Genomic DNA, 17,203 nt, shown 5'->3' with positions numbered 1-17,203 from the left:
GACGAATTTATAACTGACTACTCCGTTGCGATTACACAAGCCCGCCATTCATTGCGATATTTTACAGCCCCATATATCTGGCCTCGGACGATGTGAACTTTTTTAGCAGCTTTAACATCCAAACTACCAAATTTGAATCCGCCTCCGGGCGAGTTGTATGCAAAACCGACTGAGAAATCTCCGGAAAACCATTCGGCATCCCACTTTACCACTTCACGTCCGGTATTCCAATCCTTTTCTTCTCCCTGTGGATAAATGACCCTTATGGTTTTGGAATCTACTTCGGTAAAGATTCCGCGCGGGTATTTTTTCGTATTCTTATTTTCCGGGGCATCGAACCACTTTTTCATATTCTTGGCGATCGCATTTACTCCTTTTGCGAATACCGAGTTAATAGTTCCAGTTGTTACATCGTAGTTAGCAATAGGTACATTGAAAAGAATGATTTTAGAATTGGCGAACGGGAATTTCTTGGTCATGGCCGTAGGAATTCTGCTGTACTCCGGTGTCACTCCACCCGGCATTTGGGGAGGCTGGAATGTCGGAGTTTTCATGTCATATTCACATTCGATAGCAGACCAGCCATAACGGAATTCCTGAGCTTTCTTTCTCCACCAAATCCGGAATCGTCTTGCCTGCATGCGGACGGTCATACCTACAGCTCGATGGATAATGTAGTTCTGCTCATACATGCGCAGTTTCATCCGATGACGCTTATCGTAATTGTTGGTTATGGTCACATTCGTCCCAAAGACACTGGAGACACCTTTAGCCAGCCAACTGCCGTTACCACCGCCTTTTTTATATGTTGCCCTTCTGATTTTGTTGGCTGGGATTTGTACACCCCCGACAAGAAAAATTCTCGTATCCGGACTCTCGTTCAAGCGGTATTCCGAATCGGAGCCACCCGATGACCCACCCGACGAACCTCCCGATGAGCCTCCCGATGAACCGCCCGATGAACCGCCAACCTCTATAAGTTTACCGTCGTCCCGAATAAAATGGAGATTTGTATCATCGATTTTATGACTTGCTATATAGTCGATTTTCACTAATTCTGCGTTCATGTCGGCGCCTTGAAGTTTGGCCGTTTGCCCTTCTTCCATTGCATTTACATCGACCTTCTTTAGCGCAAGGTCTATGTCCTGAACTTTAAATTTTTCTTTATCGGCAACATCGTACATTACCATGCCTTCATCCACGAAACGGCAAATTTTATTACCAACTTGTACTTCACGCTCACCGTTGAGAATGGCTGTCATATAGGGGTCTACGATGAGGCTGTCTTCGGGTTCATATTCAAGGGAGTCGGCAATGATTTCCGCAAGTTCCGCATCGGTAAACTCCCGAAGCCCCTGATCGATCAGATGCTCTCGCAGGGAAACGAAACCGTCTACAGGCCCGGCAACTGCCGCGCGGGTCATGGGATTATGTCGAATGTCAAGATTTTTCGTCTCTTTCATTGCTGATATGGCGAAATTCAGATCTTCTGTCGAGCTGAAACAAAGTACGCCGGGGGGCGTGCCTGCCACCGCCTTTTCAGGTTCGGACACTGCTGTGTCGTTCAGCGTTTCATCCTGAGAACAGGAGTACAGGGCAACCGACAAGACGATTAAAGTGAATACTTTTTTCAAAATGGATGTAATTTATAAGTTGATAAAGAATGATCAAATTACATATTTACCGAAGGTTACAGATCGAATACTCCGGAGTAGATTTCTCCGTGATCTCCTTCAAGTAGTATCTGGTATTCGCCTTCTTCATCCGGCAACATGACCTTACAGTTTCCAGGAGTGGTTGAACACATGTCATAGATGACGGTTCCCGTAGTAGTATTTGCGATGGTAATAGTAACTCCTCCGAGATTTTCAGAAAATACGAAGTTCAGAGATTCCGACTGTGCGTCATAAATGCAGGTAATGGGAGTCGGAACGATCATCCGGGGGCGCGTAGGGCGTGGCCGGCCAGAGGTAATCATAATTTCGAAGGTGTGCTGATGATTTTTGTCTTTTTTCCCGGTCATACAGGAGTATTCCGATTCACATAGAGAACTGGCAAAAGGAATCGCCGGAACCAGCATCAGAACAGCGAGGATTAGAGTAAAGGTTTTCATAATTAAGGGATTTAAATAAGTGAGTTAATTATTAGCAAAATTAGAGATACCTTCCGTTCAAAACGAAAAAATGCCTTGTAAAACCATTACAAGACACAAGTATAACACACTGTATTACAGATTGTTGCGGCCGATATTTGCGGCTAATTATTACGCATTCATAACACACTGATTATTAGGTGGATGCAAAATAAGCATCTACACAAATGCAAATAATGATCTGGTTGTTAGTGATTTACTATATCAAACTGATGAAAAAATCCTTTGACGGAGCGTCGGATTCGGCGATTTTTGTCTTCAGACGGGATTTTTTTACTGCCACATAGTTGATACTGTCTCCGGTGAACACACTGATTACACGCAGCGAAAAACCGGCGTACACATAGCAAAGCAGATCGCGTTCCCAATCTTTCAAAGTCGGTAATTCCTCTCGGACCTTTTGCATCACGTTATCGTAGCAGAGGTTTACGATTCGTTCGATTTCCTGTTTTCCTTTCTCATCAGAGGCATAGGAATCAAGCAAATTCTTTACCTTATTGTAAATGGCTTTTTGCTCGTCCATGCCCTGACGCTCGTAATAAGTAGAGGCGAGTTGGTCGATTACAGAGTACCGATCTTTGATTATACGCCGTAATTCAGTCGTATCCGATTGTTGCTGCGAATCGAGTTTAACCATCAAAATTTTCTTGGCATTATTTATATCTTCGATGGCCGACATATATTTTGCAACGGTTAGCTGCCGTTTGCGAAAGTTCACAAAAGCGATGAATCCTACAAAGAGTATTATAGTGATGAACAGAGCCGATGCAAGCCAGATACGCTGCCGCATGATAAGTAGCATACGATGGGCAACTCGTTGCCGTTTGTCGAGATAATCCCGATGCAAACTTGCATAAGACTCCTGCAGGGCTATTCTGAATAGCGAATCTTGGGCAGAAAGACAATATTGAAATTCAGTTGCGGCTTTCGTCAATTCGCGGGTTCTGATATGAATTCGTGCTGCTGCGCTTTTCAATCGTGCAATAGCAATAGGATCGTCATCATGCCGAATTTCGGCCATGTTCAGGTAATATTGCGCACTGTCCAGTCGATTGGCAATAAGATAAGCATTAGCCATAGAGATATATTCTTGGTCATCCCAATCTTCATGCAGTTGTTGCTTAATCTGCCATAACGCCGCAATCGCATTTTCGGGTTCACGTTGCCCAACGCATGCCATTGCGATATTGCTGAGACAGGAACGCTGCATAACTGAATCCTGTTCTTCAATAGCTATGTAGAGTGATTTTTTATAGTTTTCGAAAGCATTGTCATAGTCTTCCAAGTTGAAGTATGCTTCGCCAATATCGAAAAGTGCATACCCGCAATGATTTTTCAGACCAGCACTGAGATAGCTGTCGTATGCCTGTTGTGCGAATTTCAATTTATTGGGGTAATCATAGCGTGTGGTATATATCTCGCTGATTTGATGATATAACATACCCAGCAAGTAAGGATCGTTCAACTCCTGAGCTTTATCTTCTATTCGCAGGAGAAGTAACAGTGCCCGTGTATAATCTCCGTTATTGCATAAAATTCTGCTATGATAGTAACCTGTAAGAACTTGGGCTCGTATATTGCCTTGTGAACGGTAGTATTTACCGGCGATACGAATGAGTGAATCATTTGTCTGATCGATGTAATTCTTGTCGAGGGCCTGGGAATACAGGAGTGCATAGCGGGCACGGGTACTACGGCGTGAAATATCGTCTGTATCGATATTTTCAATGATTCGAAGGGCACTGTCCGGCAATGATTGCATCACCTGCTCGGCTCGGGACAACTGCGATTCGACGGTTTTATTTCCCGAACATCCAGTACTTATCCCAATGATCAGGATAATGATTGTCAGTATTCTGTTTGTTCCGTTTATCATAGAAGAATGCAAGGTGACGACCAAAGATAATAAAAATGGACCTCAAAGCATAATAAAAGTGCTGGAAAGTATGTGTGCCTTGTAGTATCTTTTAGATTCACACAACATAGGCACGAAATTTTCCGTTATTTTTGCACATAAACTCCGCAGGAGAGTACTACGGAAAGGACGCAACTTCCAATCATGTACATTGTCGGTATACGGCCGGCTTAAATAATTGATGAAATGACAACACAATGCCCGATAGCATTGCGTGCTGCCATTGTATTCCCTGCGCCATAACTGTATCTAATGAATATTCATTTCGATATATACGGACTTGTTACGGTAAAGGCCAAATCGCTGCCCTACGTCAGCGAGGGAATTCCGGCGGGATTCCCCTCGCCGGCCACGGACTATATCGGCGACCGCATCGACCTGAACGAAGTCCTAATACTCAATCCGGGTGCGACCTACTATGCCCGCATTCGGGACTACTATATGGTCGAAGAAGAACTCGAACAGGGCGACGGCATCCTCTTCGACACGAGCCTTGCCCCGCATACCGGGGACCTCGCACTCTGCGAGGTCTGCGGCGAGCGCGTGCTGAAATACATCCGCAAAAAGGGGCGCGAGCTATGGCTTCTCGGCGGCGGAACGGACGACACGCTTCCTGTCGACGGCGAAACCGAAGCGCGGGTGCTGGGCGTCGTTACGGTCGTCATCAAAGTCCGGAGGTTCAAGCGACGGCGCACACGCCTTATCGACCGCCTGCCGCAGAAGGAACAACCCGCGCTGTTCGAGCGGCGGGCGATCCGAGCTTCGTTTTTTCCGGAGAGCGATGTTTCCGCCGAGGGGCTTATCGACCTGAACGAAGAGCTGATTCCCAACCCGGTCAGCACCTTCTTCGGAAAGGTAAAGGGCCTCTCCCTGATTGACGACGACATCGAGGACAGCGATTCGGTGATTGTAGACCGGATGCTCGAACCCCAGTGGGGAGACCTTGCCGTATGCGTCACTACCGAGGGTTTCACCATGAAATACGTTGAATTGCGCGACAACGGGGAGATCTGGCTGATGCCCGGCAACAAGGATTACGCTCCAATTCAAATTACCGAAGACAATGAACGCCTGCTCTGGGGTATCGTAACCCATTCCATCCGGCAATTAAGGGTAAAGAAGGGAGGTAAGAAATGAGTCAGAAACTATTGCCCCTGAATCCCCGTCAGATGGTCGGCCTTGCCGATGGAAATTCTTTCTACTGCTCCTGCGAGGAATCCGTTCAGCCGTGGCTTTACGGAAAGCCTATCATCGTAGCCTCGAACAATGACGGCTGTGCGATAGCCATGAACCGGCTGGCGAAGAAATACGTCAAGATGGGTGACGCGATGTTTCAGATAACGGACACCATCCGGGAACACGGCATCGTCACGTTCTCTTCTAACTACGAGCTTTATGGGGATTTGAGTAACCGTATGCACAGTATATTTTCATCTTACACCCCGAATTATGAGCGGTATAGCATCGACGAAGGGTTCCTCGATTTCACGGGGATGGAAGGATTCGATTTCGAGAAGCTGGGGCGCGACATCATTCGCTCCACCCGGCGCGGAATCGGCATCCCGATCTGTCTGGGTATCGCCCCGACGAAGGTATTGGCCAAAGCCGCAAACAAGCTCGCCAAGACGGACGATGCCCGGCGGGGGCTCTACATTATCGACACGGAAGAAAAGCGCGTGGAAGCGCTGAAAAAGCTGCCTATAGGCGATGTGTGGGGCATCGGACGGCGGCATGAAAAGCGGCTGACGGCGATGGGCATCCGCACGGCCTACGATTTCTCCGTTCTGCCGCGCGAATGGGTGCGCAAGAACATGACCGTTGTGTGCGATCGCCTCTGGCGCGAGATGAACGGGACGCCCTGCATCAGTCTGGAACTGGCGCCGCCCGACAAGCAGGAGATATGCACGTCGCGGGCATTCGGGAAAATGACTTCCGATTTCAACGAGGTAAAGGCCGCCGTGGTCCGTTACCTCAGCTCCTCGGCCCGCAAGCTCCGCGACCAGCATTCCTATGCCCGGCGCATCTACGTCGGTATCGAAACAAATCCCTTCAACGAATACCAGCGGCAGACCTACCGGGGGCTGCAGATTGAGTTCCCCGTACCTACGGACAATACGTTTGAGATGATCCCGTATGCCATGACGCTGCTCAAAGCGATCTGGCCGACCTATTCTCTCGGTGAGAGACCGTTCCTGTTCAAACGGGCGACGGTAACTCTTTCGGACCTTATTCCGGCCGAAGCGATGCAGCTTAACATGTTTCATCAGGAGCCCAACATCGAGCAATTACGACGCCTGCAGGCTGCCGTGGACGAGGTGAACGGTCCGCTGAACCTCGACAGCCGGCTTGTGGTGCTGGGCGCGGAGTTGACCGGGCAGAATAACACCCGGCTGCGGCGCGAAATGCTTTCGAAATGTCCTACGACCAAATGGAGTGACCGGATAGATATTGCCATCTAAATTTGTAAAGAATCTTTGTTTATGTGTTTCTTCACCTCTCTATCAGCAAATGCGGCAGCCGTAGCTAAAAAGTACGGCAAGCAGTTGGATATTATCGAAGCAGCCCGGCAGATACTCGCCGAGCAGGAACAGGAAGAAAGGGCCAGGCAGGAAGCCGGCCCCGAACACAAGGTTAGTGTCTACGACATTCGATTGGCCGAGGATATATACGTCATTCCCGCTTACGCCGAGCCGCAATGTGTCATTGTTTCCGGGAGCGACAAACTCCAAGTAATGCAATGGGGGCTGATTCCACGAATGGCGAAGCCTGAGGATGCAGAACGTTATAACCGGGAAAACCTGTTCAAAAACGCAAGGGCCGAAACCCTTTTTGAGAAGTGGCCGTGGCGAATGCTGTGGCAGCATAACCGGTGCATCATTCCCGTAACCGGATTTTTCGAGCCGCACAGACTGCCGAACGGAAAGGCGCAGTACTACTATACCACTTTAAAGGATCAGGAAATTTTCTCGATCGCCGGGCTTTGGGACGAATGGACGAATCCCCAGACCGGAGAGAAGGTGCTGTCGTTCGTCTTGATTACGACCGATGCCAACGCCATGATGCGTAAGATCCACAACGGCGGCAGTAATCCCTTCCGGATGCCGAAGATACTCACTTCGGAGCAGGAGCGTTTGTGGCTCGATCCGACGATCGCTTCGAAGGAAGCCGTCACTGATCTGCTCACGGTATATCCCGAAGAAGAAATGACGGCATGGCCCGTGAGGCAGAAGTTCAACTATGGAGATCCTTTTGACGAAGGAATTATTGAACCGGTTGCGGAACAACAAAATCTCGGATTGTAGCTATTCAATTAGTTTATCAATCCTCTGTTGTTCGTTCTTTAAAAGTGTATTCGACCATATTGGAGGTAGGGAGAGGAAAAGGCTGACAAATTATTGTCAGCCGTAAAAGAAGTTACCGCTAAGTTCTCCCGCTTTGTTGCACTCCGTCATTATGGAGCGACCCATCTTATTATACTATCCGCCTGTACTCCCCATGCGGCTACAGGTTTAATTTCGTGTTCGGGGATTTTTTTCAGGTTACTCAACGGGATAGTGGAAAGTTTTGTCGAATCATAAAAATTATTTCCACAACTGTTTTTATCAAAAATTGCAACCGAAAGGGAATCTATATCCAATATACCTTTGTAATTTGCATCAATTAAGGGTGTTTCTTCCAAAAATGACAGGTAGATAAGCGTATCTTGCTTCAGCATGGTAAATCCGTCATTCGTATCGGTAAAATAAACTGCATAGATTCTGTCCGTATGGTTACTCAATCCAAATTCCTTAATAGCAGCCATTATTGTGGGATGTAAAACAAAAGATTCCTCACTATTTTGTGGTGTTTCATCTTCCACTCGAATAGCTTTCCTGTGTTTACATCCAGCAAAAAGTACTAACACAGTGAATAATAAAACGATTTTTTTCATAGATTATCTGCCATTAAGTGTTCCCCAAAATAGTTTCCTACCATTGTAATTGTGGTTACTCACATTTCGTATTAATGCAGGTGCCTGCACGCCTCGTACATGATATATATTACTGGAATTCGGAAAATACACGAATGAGTTCCTGTTACCCGGATAACGGTCGGAGTTATTGTAAACATTCCAAGAGTCGGACGGTTGTATTATTCTCCCACCGGGCAGCGACCCCATGCTGCTATGCTCACTAAACGGACCTGTTACCGATTTATAATTTCCGGGATGCGAATGGATAAAAGCGATCTCGTTTTCGCGTGCAAACCCCATCTGTTCGGGCGAAATTGCCAAACCATCATTATGAACGGTTCCAATCGCATATTGGTCTCCATTGCCTTCGTCATACCGGCTAAATCTCCATTCAGCATTTGAGTTATCTGCGCCAAAAAGAAAGACTGAAGCTAATTCGGTAGGATTTCCTCCTGTAAAGCTCGCCGCATAATCGCTTGCTTCTCCTGTGGCCGTAAGGCCATCAAAAATAGCTCTGTCTTGGATCGTAATGGATTGTCCAGTTCTATTACCATCCTTGTTTAGAGCATACATGGTATGTTCTTCACTTTGGCTTATCCATTTTACCCTTCCATTATAATCCATTTCCCAAACATCCTGTCCATCAGGATCGACAAATCGAATAGGATTTCCCATACAATACGCATACGGTGAAATCGGATGATAGCCGTATGTCAAATCTACTGAAAATAATGCGATAATGCAAATCGCTGAGGTCAAAAGTTTAGGTTTCATAATCGTATAATTTTAAGGGTTATTGTATCGGCAGTTTATTGGGTGGTTGCTTCCTGCATTTTCATCCCCTCTTCGTTGCCTTTTTCGAGTTTGTCATGCAGTTCCTCGCTCATATCTTCCCAGCCTAATGCTTTCAGTTTTTCGTAAAGAGCGGCCGATTGCGCTTCAATCTGCCGGGTGCAAGCGTCCTCCTTATACCCGTTTTCCTTCAGATGTTTTACAAGGGCCGCATCGAGAGACTTGCCCAGAATAATGCACGCTTTGGGGTGCTGCGGATAGTATTCCAGCGATTTCTCCGTGCAGCATCGGGTGAATTCGTCGTAACATTTGAATTTGTTCCAATATCCGAACGCGAGGTCGGCAAGCTGCGCCGCAACGGTTTCACGATCCGTCAGAGGAGTAAGATAGATCTTGTTCTCGATGGCCTTGTCGCTGATCTCGAAATGCTCCCTGTAAAAGAACTCCGGGGTAATCTGGTGCGTGGTAAGTTCCACGTTCACCCACTCTTCGGGATACATCTTATCCTCGTTCCGGTAGCGGATAAACACATGGGCAGGGGCATACGCGATATATGCTTCGGCGCCGAGGGTCTCGGCCAACACCTTGTAGTACATCGGCAGGGAACGACACTGCCCGCTGTGCGTCCGCATGACTTTGGTTACGAACTGTTTCGTAAAATCGGCTTGGCCCCCGGTATCGTCGAAATCGTAGGTGAAGGGTTTATGCCCGTTCCCGGAATAAGGACGAAAAAAGTATTCCGTGAGCGCCAGATTCTTCCCGGTCTTATAGCGTTCGAGTCCGTTTGCCACAATGAACCTTTGCAAAAACGCGACGGCCGTATCTATACCATAGCAATAGGCATCATAATCGAGGTCGCCGTCAAGGTAGGCCCACTCCGCAAGGAAGACCGCACGTTTTATGCTCAAGGGAATTTTGCCGTCGAGCATATCGGCCATTTCGAGATATGCCTGCCGGTAATGCCGGCTGCGGGATTCGACCTGCACAGGGTTCAGCGTCCGGCAGGCCTGTTGGCCGTCGGCCGGATGCAATGGGAATCCGCAAAGCAAAATGAGGATGCAGATTATTCCTTTTTTGAGCGACATCTTTTCCATAGGTTTATCAGCCGACGTGTATTTCAAAGTTAGCAGATAAATCCCGAAACACCAAGCTGCAACAACCTTACATTAGCCGTTAAACCATGCTGGTATTCAATGTATTAAAAAATAATTTTACTTACATTGAGATTACAAGCAGAAAAAGTCGAAAAATCGTCCTGTAGCGGTATGGATTTCAGAACGGGAGATTTCAATTTATTCGTGACTACCTAAGTTGACGGGGTTGAATAGTGAATAGCGAAAACTATACTACGGAACAAAAAAATCGTCCAATATTGGCTGAATAAGTTTTTAGTATTACCTTTGAAGTGCGTCCCGCCAATAGGCGACGCCTTCGTTCAGAGAAAACTTGGAGGTTTTTTTAGAAGTGACGAAGTGAAAAGCAGCCCGACGGGTCGTGTGTCCCACGCCCGGTTGTGGTATATTACTACGCTACGATATGTGGGCGTGGGCATTTTCACTTGCATTGCTTCGGGTTTCCTCCAAGTACCTCGCTGATTGCAAGGGCCCCGCTCACTTTTTTTATGGCAGGATCGCATAACTTAAAACCTGCAAAAATGCTACCATTAATCGTCTGCATACGGTTTTGACCGTATCAATAATCAAAACTTTTAGCTATCTTATAACCGTTCTATTACTATAGCTATAAGCAGCTTGCTCTGCATTATATGTTATCTGAATCCTCTACTTAATTTGTATCCGGAAATTGGAGCAATCTGCTGTACGGAATTAAAATTCGGAAAATTACACCATAAATGGCAAAACAGAACAATGATTGTTGGCGGCGGATTGAAACGGTGCTGAAGGATGTCAATATGTCAACTAATTATTTAGCAAAACATATCGGTCTGTTGCGCGGGGAAAATCTCTATCAGATAAAGCGGGGTAACAACAAGATAAGCATCGATGTCGCCCGGAGAATTAATCAGAAGTTTCCGGAATACTCGATTCCATGGCTGATGTTTGGCATCGATGACGTGGATGGCATTCCCGGTGTAATGCGTGTTCCGTATTATAATTCGGTTTGGTCGATAGACTGTCCAATGAAAAAAAGACCTGAAAGAGAGCTGGTCATTTCCGAGATGGTAGCAAACGGGGCACAAGTCGCAGCATATTTTGAGGGCAACGATACAATGTCTGAGAAATATCTCCAACACACGATCCTGTTTCTTCGGCAAATCACTGTAGATTCAATTATTTTCGGCAGGATTTACTATGTTATTTCGTCCCGGATTCGTTTGTTGTGTATTGTCGGTGAAGGCTCTGCATCAGATTGTCTATGTCTCCACGATATTAATTCAGATTCCGTAAAGGTTGAGATACAGTGTGATGAGATTCGGGCAATATGGGACCTTTGCGGAGTTTATAAACACTTCGATAACCGTTGATATAGCATATATTTCCCGAATTGGTTGATTCGCATGATAAGCAAGTCAACGCAGATCAAAATTGTGTTTAAAATAAAAACGTTATGCAATCGGCATCGGGTACAATAATCCGGTAAATAAATGTATTTTTGTTTTATTGGGAGTCAATTACAGCATTCTGGAAAATATAGATACACGAAATGATCAGGATTTGTGTCGGTGAGTAAAAAATACTCAAACTGAAATAATCCCCAAATATTCGTCTAAGTCTACGTTAGGACATCTTATGACGAGGTGATGTAATTTATCATTCAAGAGGCAAAAAGACTTCCATTCTTTGTACATCAGAGAATGGAAGCCTTTTTGTCTGATTATATTACTAATTTGTGGGTGTTACATGGAGTATGATGACGACAAAGAAAGATTAATCCGGTTATCGTCCGGAGATCACGAAGCGTTCCGAATTTTGTTTACGAGATACCAGCCGGGACTCAAAAAATATATTGCATTTATTATTAAATCGGATGTTGCTGCAGAGGACATCGTGCAAGACATCTTCATAAAGATTTGGATTCTTCGGAAACAGATGAAGGCAATAAATTCATTCCGGGCATATATATACCATATCGGAAAAAATGCCGCATTCGATTATCTCAGGGGGTATGCCGTGGAGCGTAATTACCGATCACATCTCAAGCCTGAGCCAAGAATATCACAGATCGAGGCATATTACTTTGCTTCCGAAATTGAAAGTCATGTTCGCATGCTGGTTCGTAAAATGCCTCGGCAGAGGTATAATGTTTTTCTGATGAGCAGGCGCGATGGGCTCAATTACCACGAGATAGCTCATAGATTGAATATATCGCATAAAACGGTTGCCAATCATTTGCATCTTGCGCTCTGCGAGATTAAGCATGAGTTAGATGAGATATATGCATGATTATCTTCGATTCGATTAAATCTATTCGGGAAATTGTCACTGGACCCATAGAATAAGCATTTCAAGGAAAGCTGGGACATAAAACGGCTGACCGGTATTAATATTAATCAAAGGATACTCCCGGCAATCTATCTGAACTTGCCACACAGGACTTTTGAAAATACTCCAGCGGCCTTGGAAAATAATGATTTCGAGTTCTCCAACGTGTGCATGGAAATGAAAGAATGCCGTGTAGAGTCCTGTGATGTTCAGGTCCACCAGAATATCAAGGATACCACGAATTTCGACACCAGTCTTTCTGGTTGTGGCTGAATCGATACATCTCAGCTTCCCGTCGGGCCATAGCCCGGGAAAAGGACTTTGAATTCTCTGTATATGATTCATGGTCGGATTATGGTGCGAAGGATCATCCCGAGGATGATGTTGCTGGCTGCAGAGAGCGGATGCCCGGCGTTTCCGGGCAGAGGATTGTTTTTCCATGAGTTTGTAGAATGATGATTTAGCTATACCCACATAAGCACTACACCTCCGATTTCGCTGGCCCTGTTAAATATTCGTTCCATGATGGATGAATAGTTCTGGGCTTGCCGATCATTCAACAAAATTAAAAGACGCCTCAGTTCTTCATCTTCCACGGGTACGGCGATGTCGTATTCGAAGTTATAAATCAGTCTGCCATCATAGGGCACGAAGATAGATTCGGTATTGGCGGGGTTAAATTTGGCTAAAAAGCAGATTCCATGATCTCGTTTTACTGCCGCAATTTTCGCACGGGCGATGTCGTTGAGTTCCATATCCGATTCGTGCCGACCGCGCGTGTCCCAATGCCGGGCGATGTAGTCGTTTTCCAAGTTATCTAACTCTTCTAAAGTTTTATTTTCCATGGATTTCATGGAGGTGGATTTTAATGATATTATACTTTTGTTCTGAGTAAATGTTTTGCAGTTTAGGCAACGACTATATTGCAGTCTGCAAATTCTTCATTCTCCCACGGCCTGTCCTGAAGTGCATCACAGACTCGCTTATCATAATATAGAAATTGGGAATAATAGTCATTGTCACAGTATTTACACCGTGTGATTTCGCTCCGTTTTTCGATGATGGCATCGAAAAGTTCATCGTATATATACCCTTGATGAATTCCATCTTTCTGCATACGACGGACGAGTTCGGCCAGCTCTTTAAAGCGACCTTCAATATTGTCGCAGGCAGCGCAGTATTTCGGATAAAGGTCGCGGATCGCAGGCATAAATCTGGTAACGCCTTTCAAACGTACTTTCCCAGATGTTTTGGCAGCTTGCTGCAGTTCCCGAAAATGCTGCCGTACCTCCTGCAGGGTTAGCCGTCGGCAGTTTCGAGCTTCAACAAACACGGTGTTGGTGTTTGATACCCGGATTTTGTCAGGGGTGATTTCATAAACAACGTCTTTGATTAAGGGGCGTTGTAAGTATTCTGTTCTTGTCATGTGATTAATTTTTTGCGTCGATTTACTTTTTGGCGAAAGCCCCGGCCGGTAATATCCATTTCTCGCGCGATGGCATGATAACCGGGAGGTCATAATACTCCTGCGAAGAAAGTACCCGGAGCTGTTCATCAATGGCTGCATAAGGTCTCCCGGTTTTACATAAATCGAGGAGTGTTTTGTTACGTTTCACAGTACATCCGAGGACCTGTTCAAGGTCGATAAGCTGCTGCATACGCAAAGGTTCTATGCACGCAGCACTGGCATACTGGTCGGCATTCCCGAATATGCAAAACAGGCAACTGCACCGGGACCAGCCCATGTAGTAGCATGGGTGTACGCGAATGCGGTATTTCTCCAGTATTGCCCAAACCTTTTTTTCCGGCCAATCCCGGATGGGCCGGTGGCGGTCTACAAGGCGAGCATTTTTCAGGCTTTCTCTCAGATCGGAGGGGTCCCGTTCCCATATTGCATATCGGGCACGCTGGGGAGATTCCTCACCCCGTTCCCCGGAGAGTACCAGTGTGCGGCACCCCTTGAACCGGCTTTGATTTACGATTGCGGCCGTGCAAACGTCGATTTTCAGGTAGGCGCTGCACCATCGGGTTCTGAGGCTGCCTGAGAGCTGCGGGAATTTCATCCGGGTTCCGGGATTACCGCGTTTCCCACCGCTGCAGGCCACCGTACCATCCGTAAGTTCGAAGCAGGTTGGGGCCGTGCGTGCATTCTTGCGCAAGAGTTCCCGTTGGAATCCGCCTTCTTTCCATTGCAAATAGAGAGGCACTCCGAAAGCATGGGCAAAACAGCGACAGTAATTGCGGGTTATTTTCCAGTCGAAGAAAGCCACCCCGCAGCCGTCGATGTCTTGGTGCCAAAGTTCGATTTTGTTAAGCGAAACCCCTTCTTCGAGCAAGTAAAGAAAAACGGCGGAACTGTCTTTTCCGCCGCTGAACTGAACCAAGTATTTATCGTATGAGAGAATGTCAGTCTGCATGGTCGATCATGTATTGGGTGTGGAAACAAGCCCAACCGGAGAGGTTGGGTCCGGCTATTATTACTTCAATAACCGCACGATCTCGTTGTCAATCAGTTCCAGCATGTCCGGCTTGTCGAAGAATTCAGAAACCGAGCAGATGAGTTTTTGTAGTTGGGAGGCCATATCCCGGAAAAACTGCTCTCGTTGGGGAGTCCATTCAATGAGGCACATCTGGCTATTAAAAGGTCGTGACATGCGACGTCCGGCTGTGCCATCTTCCTTCATATAGTAATATTCGACTCTTTGTTCGCTTACTTCCAATAATATGTCGAAATTAAATCCGAACAGATATTGTGCATACATTAAAGTCTCGAACTTTGAACTCACACCTTCTTTTTGCCCGCCGTACATGCCCTGTTCGATTCGTTCCCGGATCAGAGCGGAAGATCCAAAGAGAGTATAGAGGATCATCTTGCGTTGGACTTTGATTTTCTCATGGTACTGTTCCAGTGCGATGCTCAGGGCTTGGGTAAGTTCTTTCTCACTGGCATAGTCTCGGTTTCTGAACGACGAGAGTGCGATAACTTCATCGGGCACACCCCGGTAAAAGAATTTTCGTTCCCGGTTATAATGTATCTCTACCGGATGGATTTCGCCTTTGACCGTAATCATGGTCTTTCCGATTTTTGTCATATTGATTTCAGATTTTAATTCAAAATTGAATGTCAGGATCAGTGAATCTGATGGATGATTTACGCCATCACACTGCCGGCAACTCGCTGCAGTTGCCTTTGTAACCGGTACTTCGCACGGTAGAGAATGGAGGTTTTTTGCCTAAGCTCAGCGATGTACTTCAATCGTATACCATTGGATAGAAAGTGTAGATTTTCGGCAGCCCTTTTCTGCTTTCCGATCCAATAGGCCAATGACGGCGATGAGCCGTAATCGTATGTTACCAGATGCAGGCTCCGGTAGCATTCGAGTGATCCCCGGACACGTTGTGCAAATAGCGCTGCACGAGGGTTTGTGTGTTTATTCATTAGGATTGCCCGTGTACGGCGGGTCTGTGTTTCCCGTACATAAAAAATAAAAAGGGGACGGATTATGAAGTGCACCCCAAATATTGGACGGATTAGTATTTGTTTAGATGGCATGAGTTCGGTATTGTACCGGGCTCATGTTGTTTAAGTATTTCTTTATCCGCTTGTTATTGTAGTAGTCGATATATTCTTCCAATTCTTTTCGGAAATGGTCTATGGATGAGAATTTTTGCAAATATAATAATTCGGACTTCAATAATCCAAAGAAACTTTCCATAGCAGCGTTATCCAGACAGTTACCCTTGCGCGACATGCTCTGTGTAATACCTTTCTGTCTTAAACGGAGCTGATACTGCTTCATCTGATACTGCCAGCCCTGGTCGGAATGCAAGACAATACCCGGAGAATCCGGTATTCTGGCAAACGCATCGTCCAGCATCTTCATGATCTGCATAAAGTTAGGGCGTTCAGCTATTTTATAGCTAATAATCTCCCGGTTATATAAGTCCATAATCGGCGATAGATATAACTTTACGCCGCAAACCGAAAATTCCGTAAGGTCAGTAACCCACTTCTGATTCGGTTTTTCGGCTGCAAAGTCGCGTTGCAGAAGATTGGGCGCTATCCGTCCGATCTGTCCTTTGTATGAACAGTATTTACGGAGCCTGACCTGACTTTTTATCCCGCAAATATTCATCAGCTTAAGTACGGTTTTGTGATTTATCGCATATCCGATCTTATTCATTTCAACGGTAATGCGCCGATAACCATAACGCCCCTTATGTTCGTGATATAACCTTATAATACTCTCTTTTTCGCGAGCATATTTATCGGGTTGTTTTGATTTTCTGAAGTGATAATAAAATGTGCTTCGCGCCATCCCTGCGGCTTTGAGCAATACTGAAAGCCGGCACTGCGGCCTTAGTCCTTCGATGGCTTGGGCTCTTTCCCGCTCTCGCGGACAATGCGCTCCTCGACTAAGGCCTGCAATTTTTTTAAGTAAGCATTCTCGGCACGAAGATACTCCAGTTCCTTAAGCAACTCTTCGTGCGGAGTCGTTTTGAGTTTGACTTTTTTAGTCTTCGATTTACTCATGGCCGGCCTCCTTCTTTGCGGTTTACGCCGCAGGCCTTCAGCACCTTGGTTTTGATAGAGCCGCTCCCATTGACGAATAACAAAAGGGCCCGGAATGCCGAAATGCACTGCTGTCTCCAGCAAAGATAGATGATTTTGGTGCATATGCTTCAAAACTGACAACTTAAATTCTGCACTGTAGCTACCGTGGCGCAGCTTAAGGCCGGCAAGGCCATGGCGCTCGAATAATGTTACCCACAAGTGAACTTGCGAGCGGCCACAGCCCAAGTGACATCCGGCTTCCCTAACCGAAAGTCCGCCTTCGAGTACCAGTTTTACGGCCTTTAAACGAATCTCATAATTATATTTCATAAAAAACACCCCAAAAGTGTCCAACTTTTGGGGTGCAGTACATTAATCCGTCCCCTTCGATAAG

18 protein-coding genes are annotated in these 17,203 nt (G+C 46.1%); 5 read left to right on the top strand and 13 right to left on the bottom strand.

The genetic code is table 11. From position 1 onward, the window contains the following. Positions 1-17: 17 nt before the first annotated feature. The 3 genes from ALFI_RS10445 to ALFI_RS10435 all read right to left on the bottom strand — a co-directional run bounded on the left by ALFI_RS10445 (position 18) and on the right by ALFI_RS10435 (position 4,028). A complete protein-coding gene (locus tag ALFI_RS10445) occupies positions 18-1,634 on the bottom strand; it encodes a hypothetical protein (RefSeq protein WP_014775775.1) in 1,617 nt (538 codons plus the stop codon). A gap of 56 nt (positions 1,635-1,690) precedes the next feature. Continuing rightward, complete coding sequence (locus tag ALFI_RS10440; RefSeq protein ID WP_014775774.1) at positions 1,691-2,113, bottom strand: DUF3244 domain-containing protein; 423 nt, start codon at positions 2,111-2,113, stop codon at positions 1,691-1,693. Between the two features lie 238 nt (positions 2,114-2,351). Then, entirely contained in the window at positions 2,352-4,028 is a 1,677-nt protein-coding gene (locus ALFI_RS10435) for a tetratricopeptide repeat protein (protein ID WP_014775773.1), read from the bottom strand. Between the two features lie 291 nt (positions 4,029-4,319). Here ALFI_RS10435 and ALFI_RS16940 point away from each other — a divergent pair, with 291 nt between their 5' ends. The 3 genes from ALFI_RS16940 to ALFI_RS10420 are packed head-to-tail and all read left to right on the top strand — an operon-like array spanning position 4,320 to position 7,369. Then, on the top strand, positions 4,320-5,204 hold the full coding sequence (locus ALFI_RS16940; protein WP_014775772.1) for a S24 family peptidase: 885 nt from the start codon (positions 4,320-4,322) through the stop codon (positions 5,202-5,204). Then, the gene (locus ALFI_RS10425) at positions 5,201-6,526 is read left to right on the top strand and encodes a Y-family DNA polymerase (protein WP_014775771.1); all 1,326 of its coding nucleotides are present in this window, start codon (positions 5,201-5,203) and stop codon (positions 6,524-6,526) included. Before ALFI_RS16940 ends, ALFI_RS10425 begins: the two co-directional genes overlap by 4 nt. Positions 6,527-6,547: 21 nt before the next feature. Then, a complete protein-coding gene (locus tag ALFI_RS10420; RefSeq protein WP_014775770.1) occupies positions 6,548-7,369 on the top strand; it encodes an SOS response-associated peptidase in 822 nt (273 codons plus the stop codon). Between the two features lie 149 nt (positions 7,370-7,518). Here ALFI_RS10420 and ALFI_RS10415 read toward each other — a convergent pair whose 3' ends face one another. Genes ALFI_RS10415 through ALFI_RS10405 form a run of 3 tightly spaced genes read right to left on the bottom strand, consistent with a single transcriptional unit; the run spans position 7,519 to position 9,896 of the window. Further along, the gene (locus ALFI_RS10415) at positions 7,519-7,998 is read right to left on the bottom strand and encodes a hypothetical protein (protein ID WP_014775769.1); all 480 of its coding nucleotides are present in this window, start codon (positions 7,996-7,998) and stop codon (positions 7,519-7,521) included. A 3-nt stretch (positions 7,999-8,001) separates the two neighbouring features. Further along, the gene (locus tag ALFI_RS16600; protein ID WP_014775768.1) at positions 8,002-8,793 is read right to left on the bottom strand and encodes a JAB-like toxin 1 domain-containing protein; all 792 of its coding nucleotides are present in this window, start codon (positions 8,791-8,793) and stop codon (positions 8,002-8,004) included. Positions 8,794-8,828: 35 nt separating this feature from the next. Continuing rightward, positions 8,829-9,896: a hypothetical protein gene (locus ALFI_RS10405; protein ID WP_014775767.1), complete on the bottom strand. Its 1,068-nt coding sequence runs from the start codon at positions 9,894-9,896 to the stop codon at positions 8,829-8,831. Positions 9,897-10,663: 767 nt separating this feature from the next. On the opposite strand from ALFI_RS10405, the gene ALFI_RS10400 reads away from it, so the two are divergent. Further along, entirely contained in the window at positions 10,664-11,296 is a 633-nt protein-coding gene (locus tag ALFI_RS10400) for a transcriptional regulator (RefSeq protein WP_014775766.1), read from the top strand. 376 nt (positions 11,297-11,672) lie between these two features. Next, on the top strand, positions 11,673-12,215 hold the full coding sequence (locus tag ALFI_RS17800; protein ID WP_042494050.1) for an RNA polymerase sigma-70 factor: 543 nt from the start codon (positions 11,673-11,675) through the stop codon (positions 12,213-12,215). A 36-nt stretch (positions 12,216-12,251) separates the two neighbouring features. Here ALFI_RS17800 and ALFI_RS10390 read toward each other — a convergent pair whose 3' ends face one another. The 7 genes from ALFI_RS10390 to ALFI_RS10360 form a co-directional block, all read right to left on the bottom strand. Next, positions 12,252-12,695 (bottom strand): hypothetical protein, encoded by a 444-nt coding sequence (locus tag ALFI_RS10390; protein WP_147344316.1) that lies wholly within the window; start codon positions 12,693-12,695, stop codon positions 12,252-12,254. A 23-nt stretch (positions 12,696-12,718) separates the two neighbouring features. Continuing rightward, positions 12,719-13,108 carry a hypothetical protein gene (locus ALFI_RS10385; protein WP_014775764.1) on the bottom strand — a complete coding sequence of 130 codons (390 nt, stop codon included), beginning with the start codon at positions 13,106-13,108 and terminating at the stop codon, positions 12,719-12,721. 53 nt (positions 13,109-13,161) lie between these two features. After that, the gene (locus ALFI_RS10380) at positions 13,162-13,680 is read right to left on the bottom strand and encodes a hypothetical protein (protein ID WP_042493554.1); all 519 of its coding nucleotides are present in this window, start codon (positions 13,678-13,680) and stop codon (positions 13,162-13,164) included. A 22-nt stretch (positions 13,681-13,702) separates the two neighbouring features. Then, positions 13,703-14,671, bottom strand: a complete 969-nt coding sequence (locus ALFI_RS10375) for a phosphoadenosine phosphosulfate reductase domain-containing protein (protein WP_014775763.1) — start codon at positions 14,669-14,671, stop codon at positions 13,703-13,705. 60 nt (positions 14,672-14,731) lie between these two features. Further along, positions 14,732-15,346 carry a hypothetical protein gene (locus tag ALFI_RS10370; protein WP_014775762.1) on the bottom strand — a complete coding sequence of 205 codons (615 nt, stop codon included), beginning with the start codon at positions 15,344-15,346 and terminating at the stop codon, positions 14,732-14,734. 450 nt (positions 15,347-15,796) lie between these two features. Then, positions 15,797-16,684, bottom strand: a complete 888-nt coding sequence (locus tag ALFI_RS10365) for an IS3 family transposase (protein WP_117615371.1) — start codon at positions 16,682-16,684, stop codon at positions 15,797-15,799. Further along, positions 16,615-17,139 carry a helix-turn-helix domain-containing protein gene (locus ALFI_RS10360; RefSeq protein WP_032558195.1) on the bottom strand — a complete coding sequence of 175 codons (525 nt, stop codon included), beginning with the start codon at positions 17,137-17,139 and terminating at the stop codon, positions 16,615-16,617. The genes ALFI_RS10365 and ALFI_RS10360 overlap by 70 nt, the downstream gene beginning before the upstream one ends. Positions 17,140-17,203 lie beyond the last annotated feature (64 nt).

It is taken from the genome of Alistipes finegoldii DSM 17242 (assembly GCF_000265365.1).
Lineage (GTDB): Bacteria > Bacteroidota > Bacteroidia > Bacteroidales > Rikenellaceae > Alistipes > Alistipes finegoldii.
This window is presented reverse-complemented; position numbering and strand designations above follow the sequence as displayed.

Excerpts from the sequence above, each read along its gene's own strand:
- ALFI_RS10440 (WP_014775774.1), bottom strand. The coding sequence starts at position 2,113 with ATGAAAACCTTTACTCTAATCCTCGCTGTTCTGATGCTGGTTCCGGCG.
- ALFI_RS16940 (WP_014775772.1), top strand. The coding sequence starts at position 4,320 with ATGAATATTCATTTCGATATATACGGACTTGTTACGGTAAAGGCCAAA.
- ALFI_RS10415 (WP_014775769.1), bottom strand. The coding sequence starts at position 7,998 with ATGAAAAAAATCGTTTTATTATTCACTGTGTTAGTACTTTTTGCTGGA.
- ALFI_RS10380 (WP_042493554.1), bottom strand. The coding sequence starts at position 13,680 with ATGACAAGAACAGAATACTTACAACGCCCCTTAATCAAAGACGTTGTT.
- ALFI_RS10360 (WP_032558195.1), bottom strand. The coding sequence starts at position 17,139 with ATGAAATATAATTATGAGATTCGTTTAAAGGCCGTAAAACTGGTACTC.
- ALFI_RS10390 (WP_147344316.1), bottom strand. The coding sequence starts at position 12,695 with ATGGAAAAACAATCCTCTGCCCGGAAACGCCGGGCATCCGCTCTCTGC.
- ALFI_RS17800 (WP_042494050.1), top strand. The coding sequence starts at position 11,673 with ATGGAGTATGATGACGACAAAGAAAGATTAATCCGGTTATCGTCCGGA.
- ALFI_RS10375 (WP_014775763.1), bottom strand. The coding sequence starts at position 14,671 with ATGCAGACTGACATTCTCTCATACGATAAATACTTGGTTCAGTTCAGC.
- ALFI_RS10425 (WP_014775771.1), top strand. The coding sequence starts at position 5,201 with ATGAGTCAGAAACTATTGCCCCTGAATCCCCGTCAGATGGTCGGCCTT.
- ALFI_RS10435 (WP_014775773.1), bottom strand. The coding sequence starts at position 4,028 with ATGATAAACGGAACAAACAGAATACTGACAATCATTATCCTGATCATT.
- ALFI_RS16600 (WP_014775768.1), bottom strand. The coding sequence starts at position 8,793 with ATGAAACCTAAACTTTTGACCTCAGCGATTTGCATTATCGCATTATTT.
- ALFI_RS10400 (WP_014775766.1), top strand. The coding sequence starts at position 10,664 with ATGGCAAAACAGAACAATGATTGTTGGCGGCGGATTGAAACGGTGCTG.
- ALFI_RS10405 (WP_014775767.1), bottom strand. The coding sequence starts at position 9,896 with ATGTCGCTCAAAAAAGGAATAATCTGCATCCTCATTTTGCTTTGCGGA.
- ALFI_RS10370 (WP_014775762.1), bottom strand. The coding sequence starts at position 15,346 with ATGACAAAAATCGGAAAGACCATGATTACGGTCAAAGGCGAAATCCAT.
- ALFI_RS10385 (WP_014775764.1), bottom strand. The coding sequence starts at position 13,108 with ATGAAATCCATGGAAAATAAAACTTTAGAAGAGTTAGATAACTTGGAA.
- ALFI_RS10420 (WP_014775770.1), top strand. The coding sequence starts at position 6,548 with ATGTGTTTCTTCACCTCTCTATCAGCAAATGCGGCAGCCGTAGCTAAA.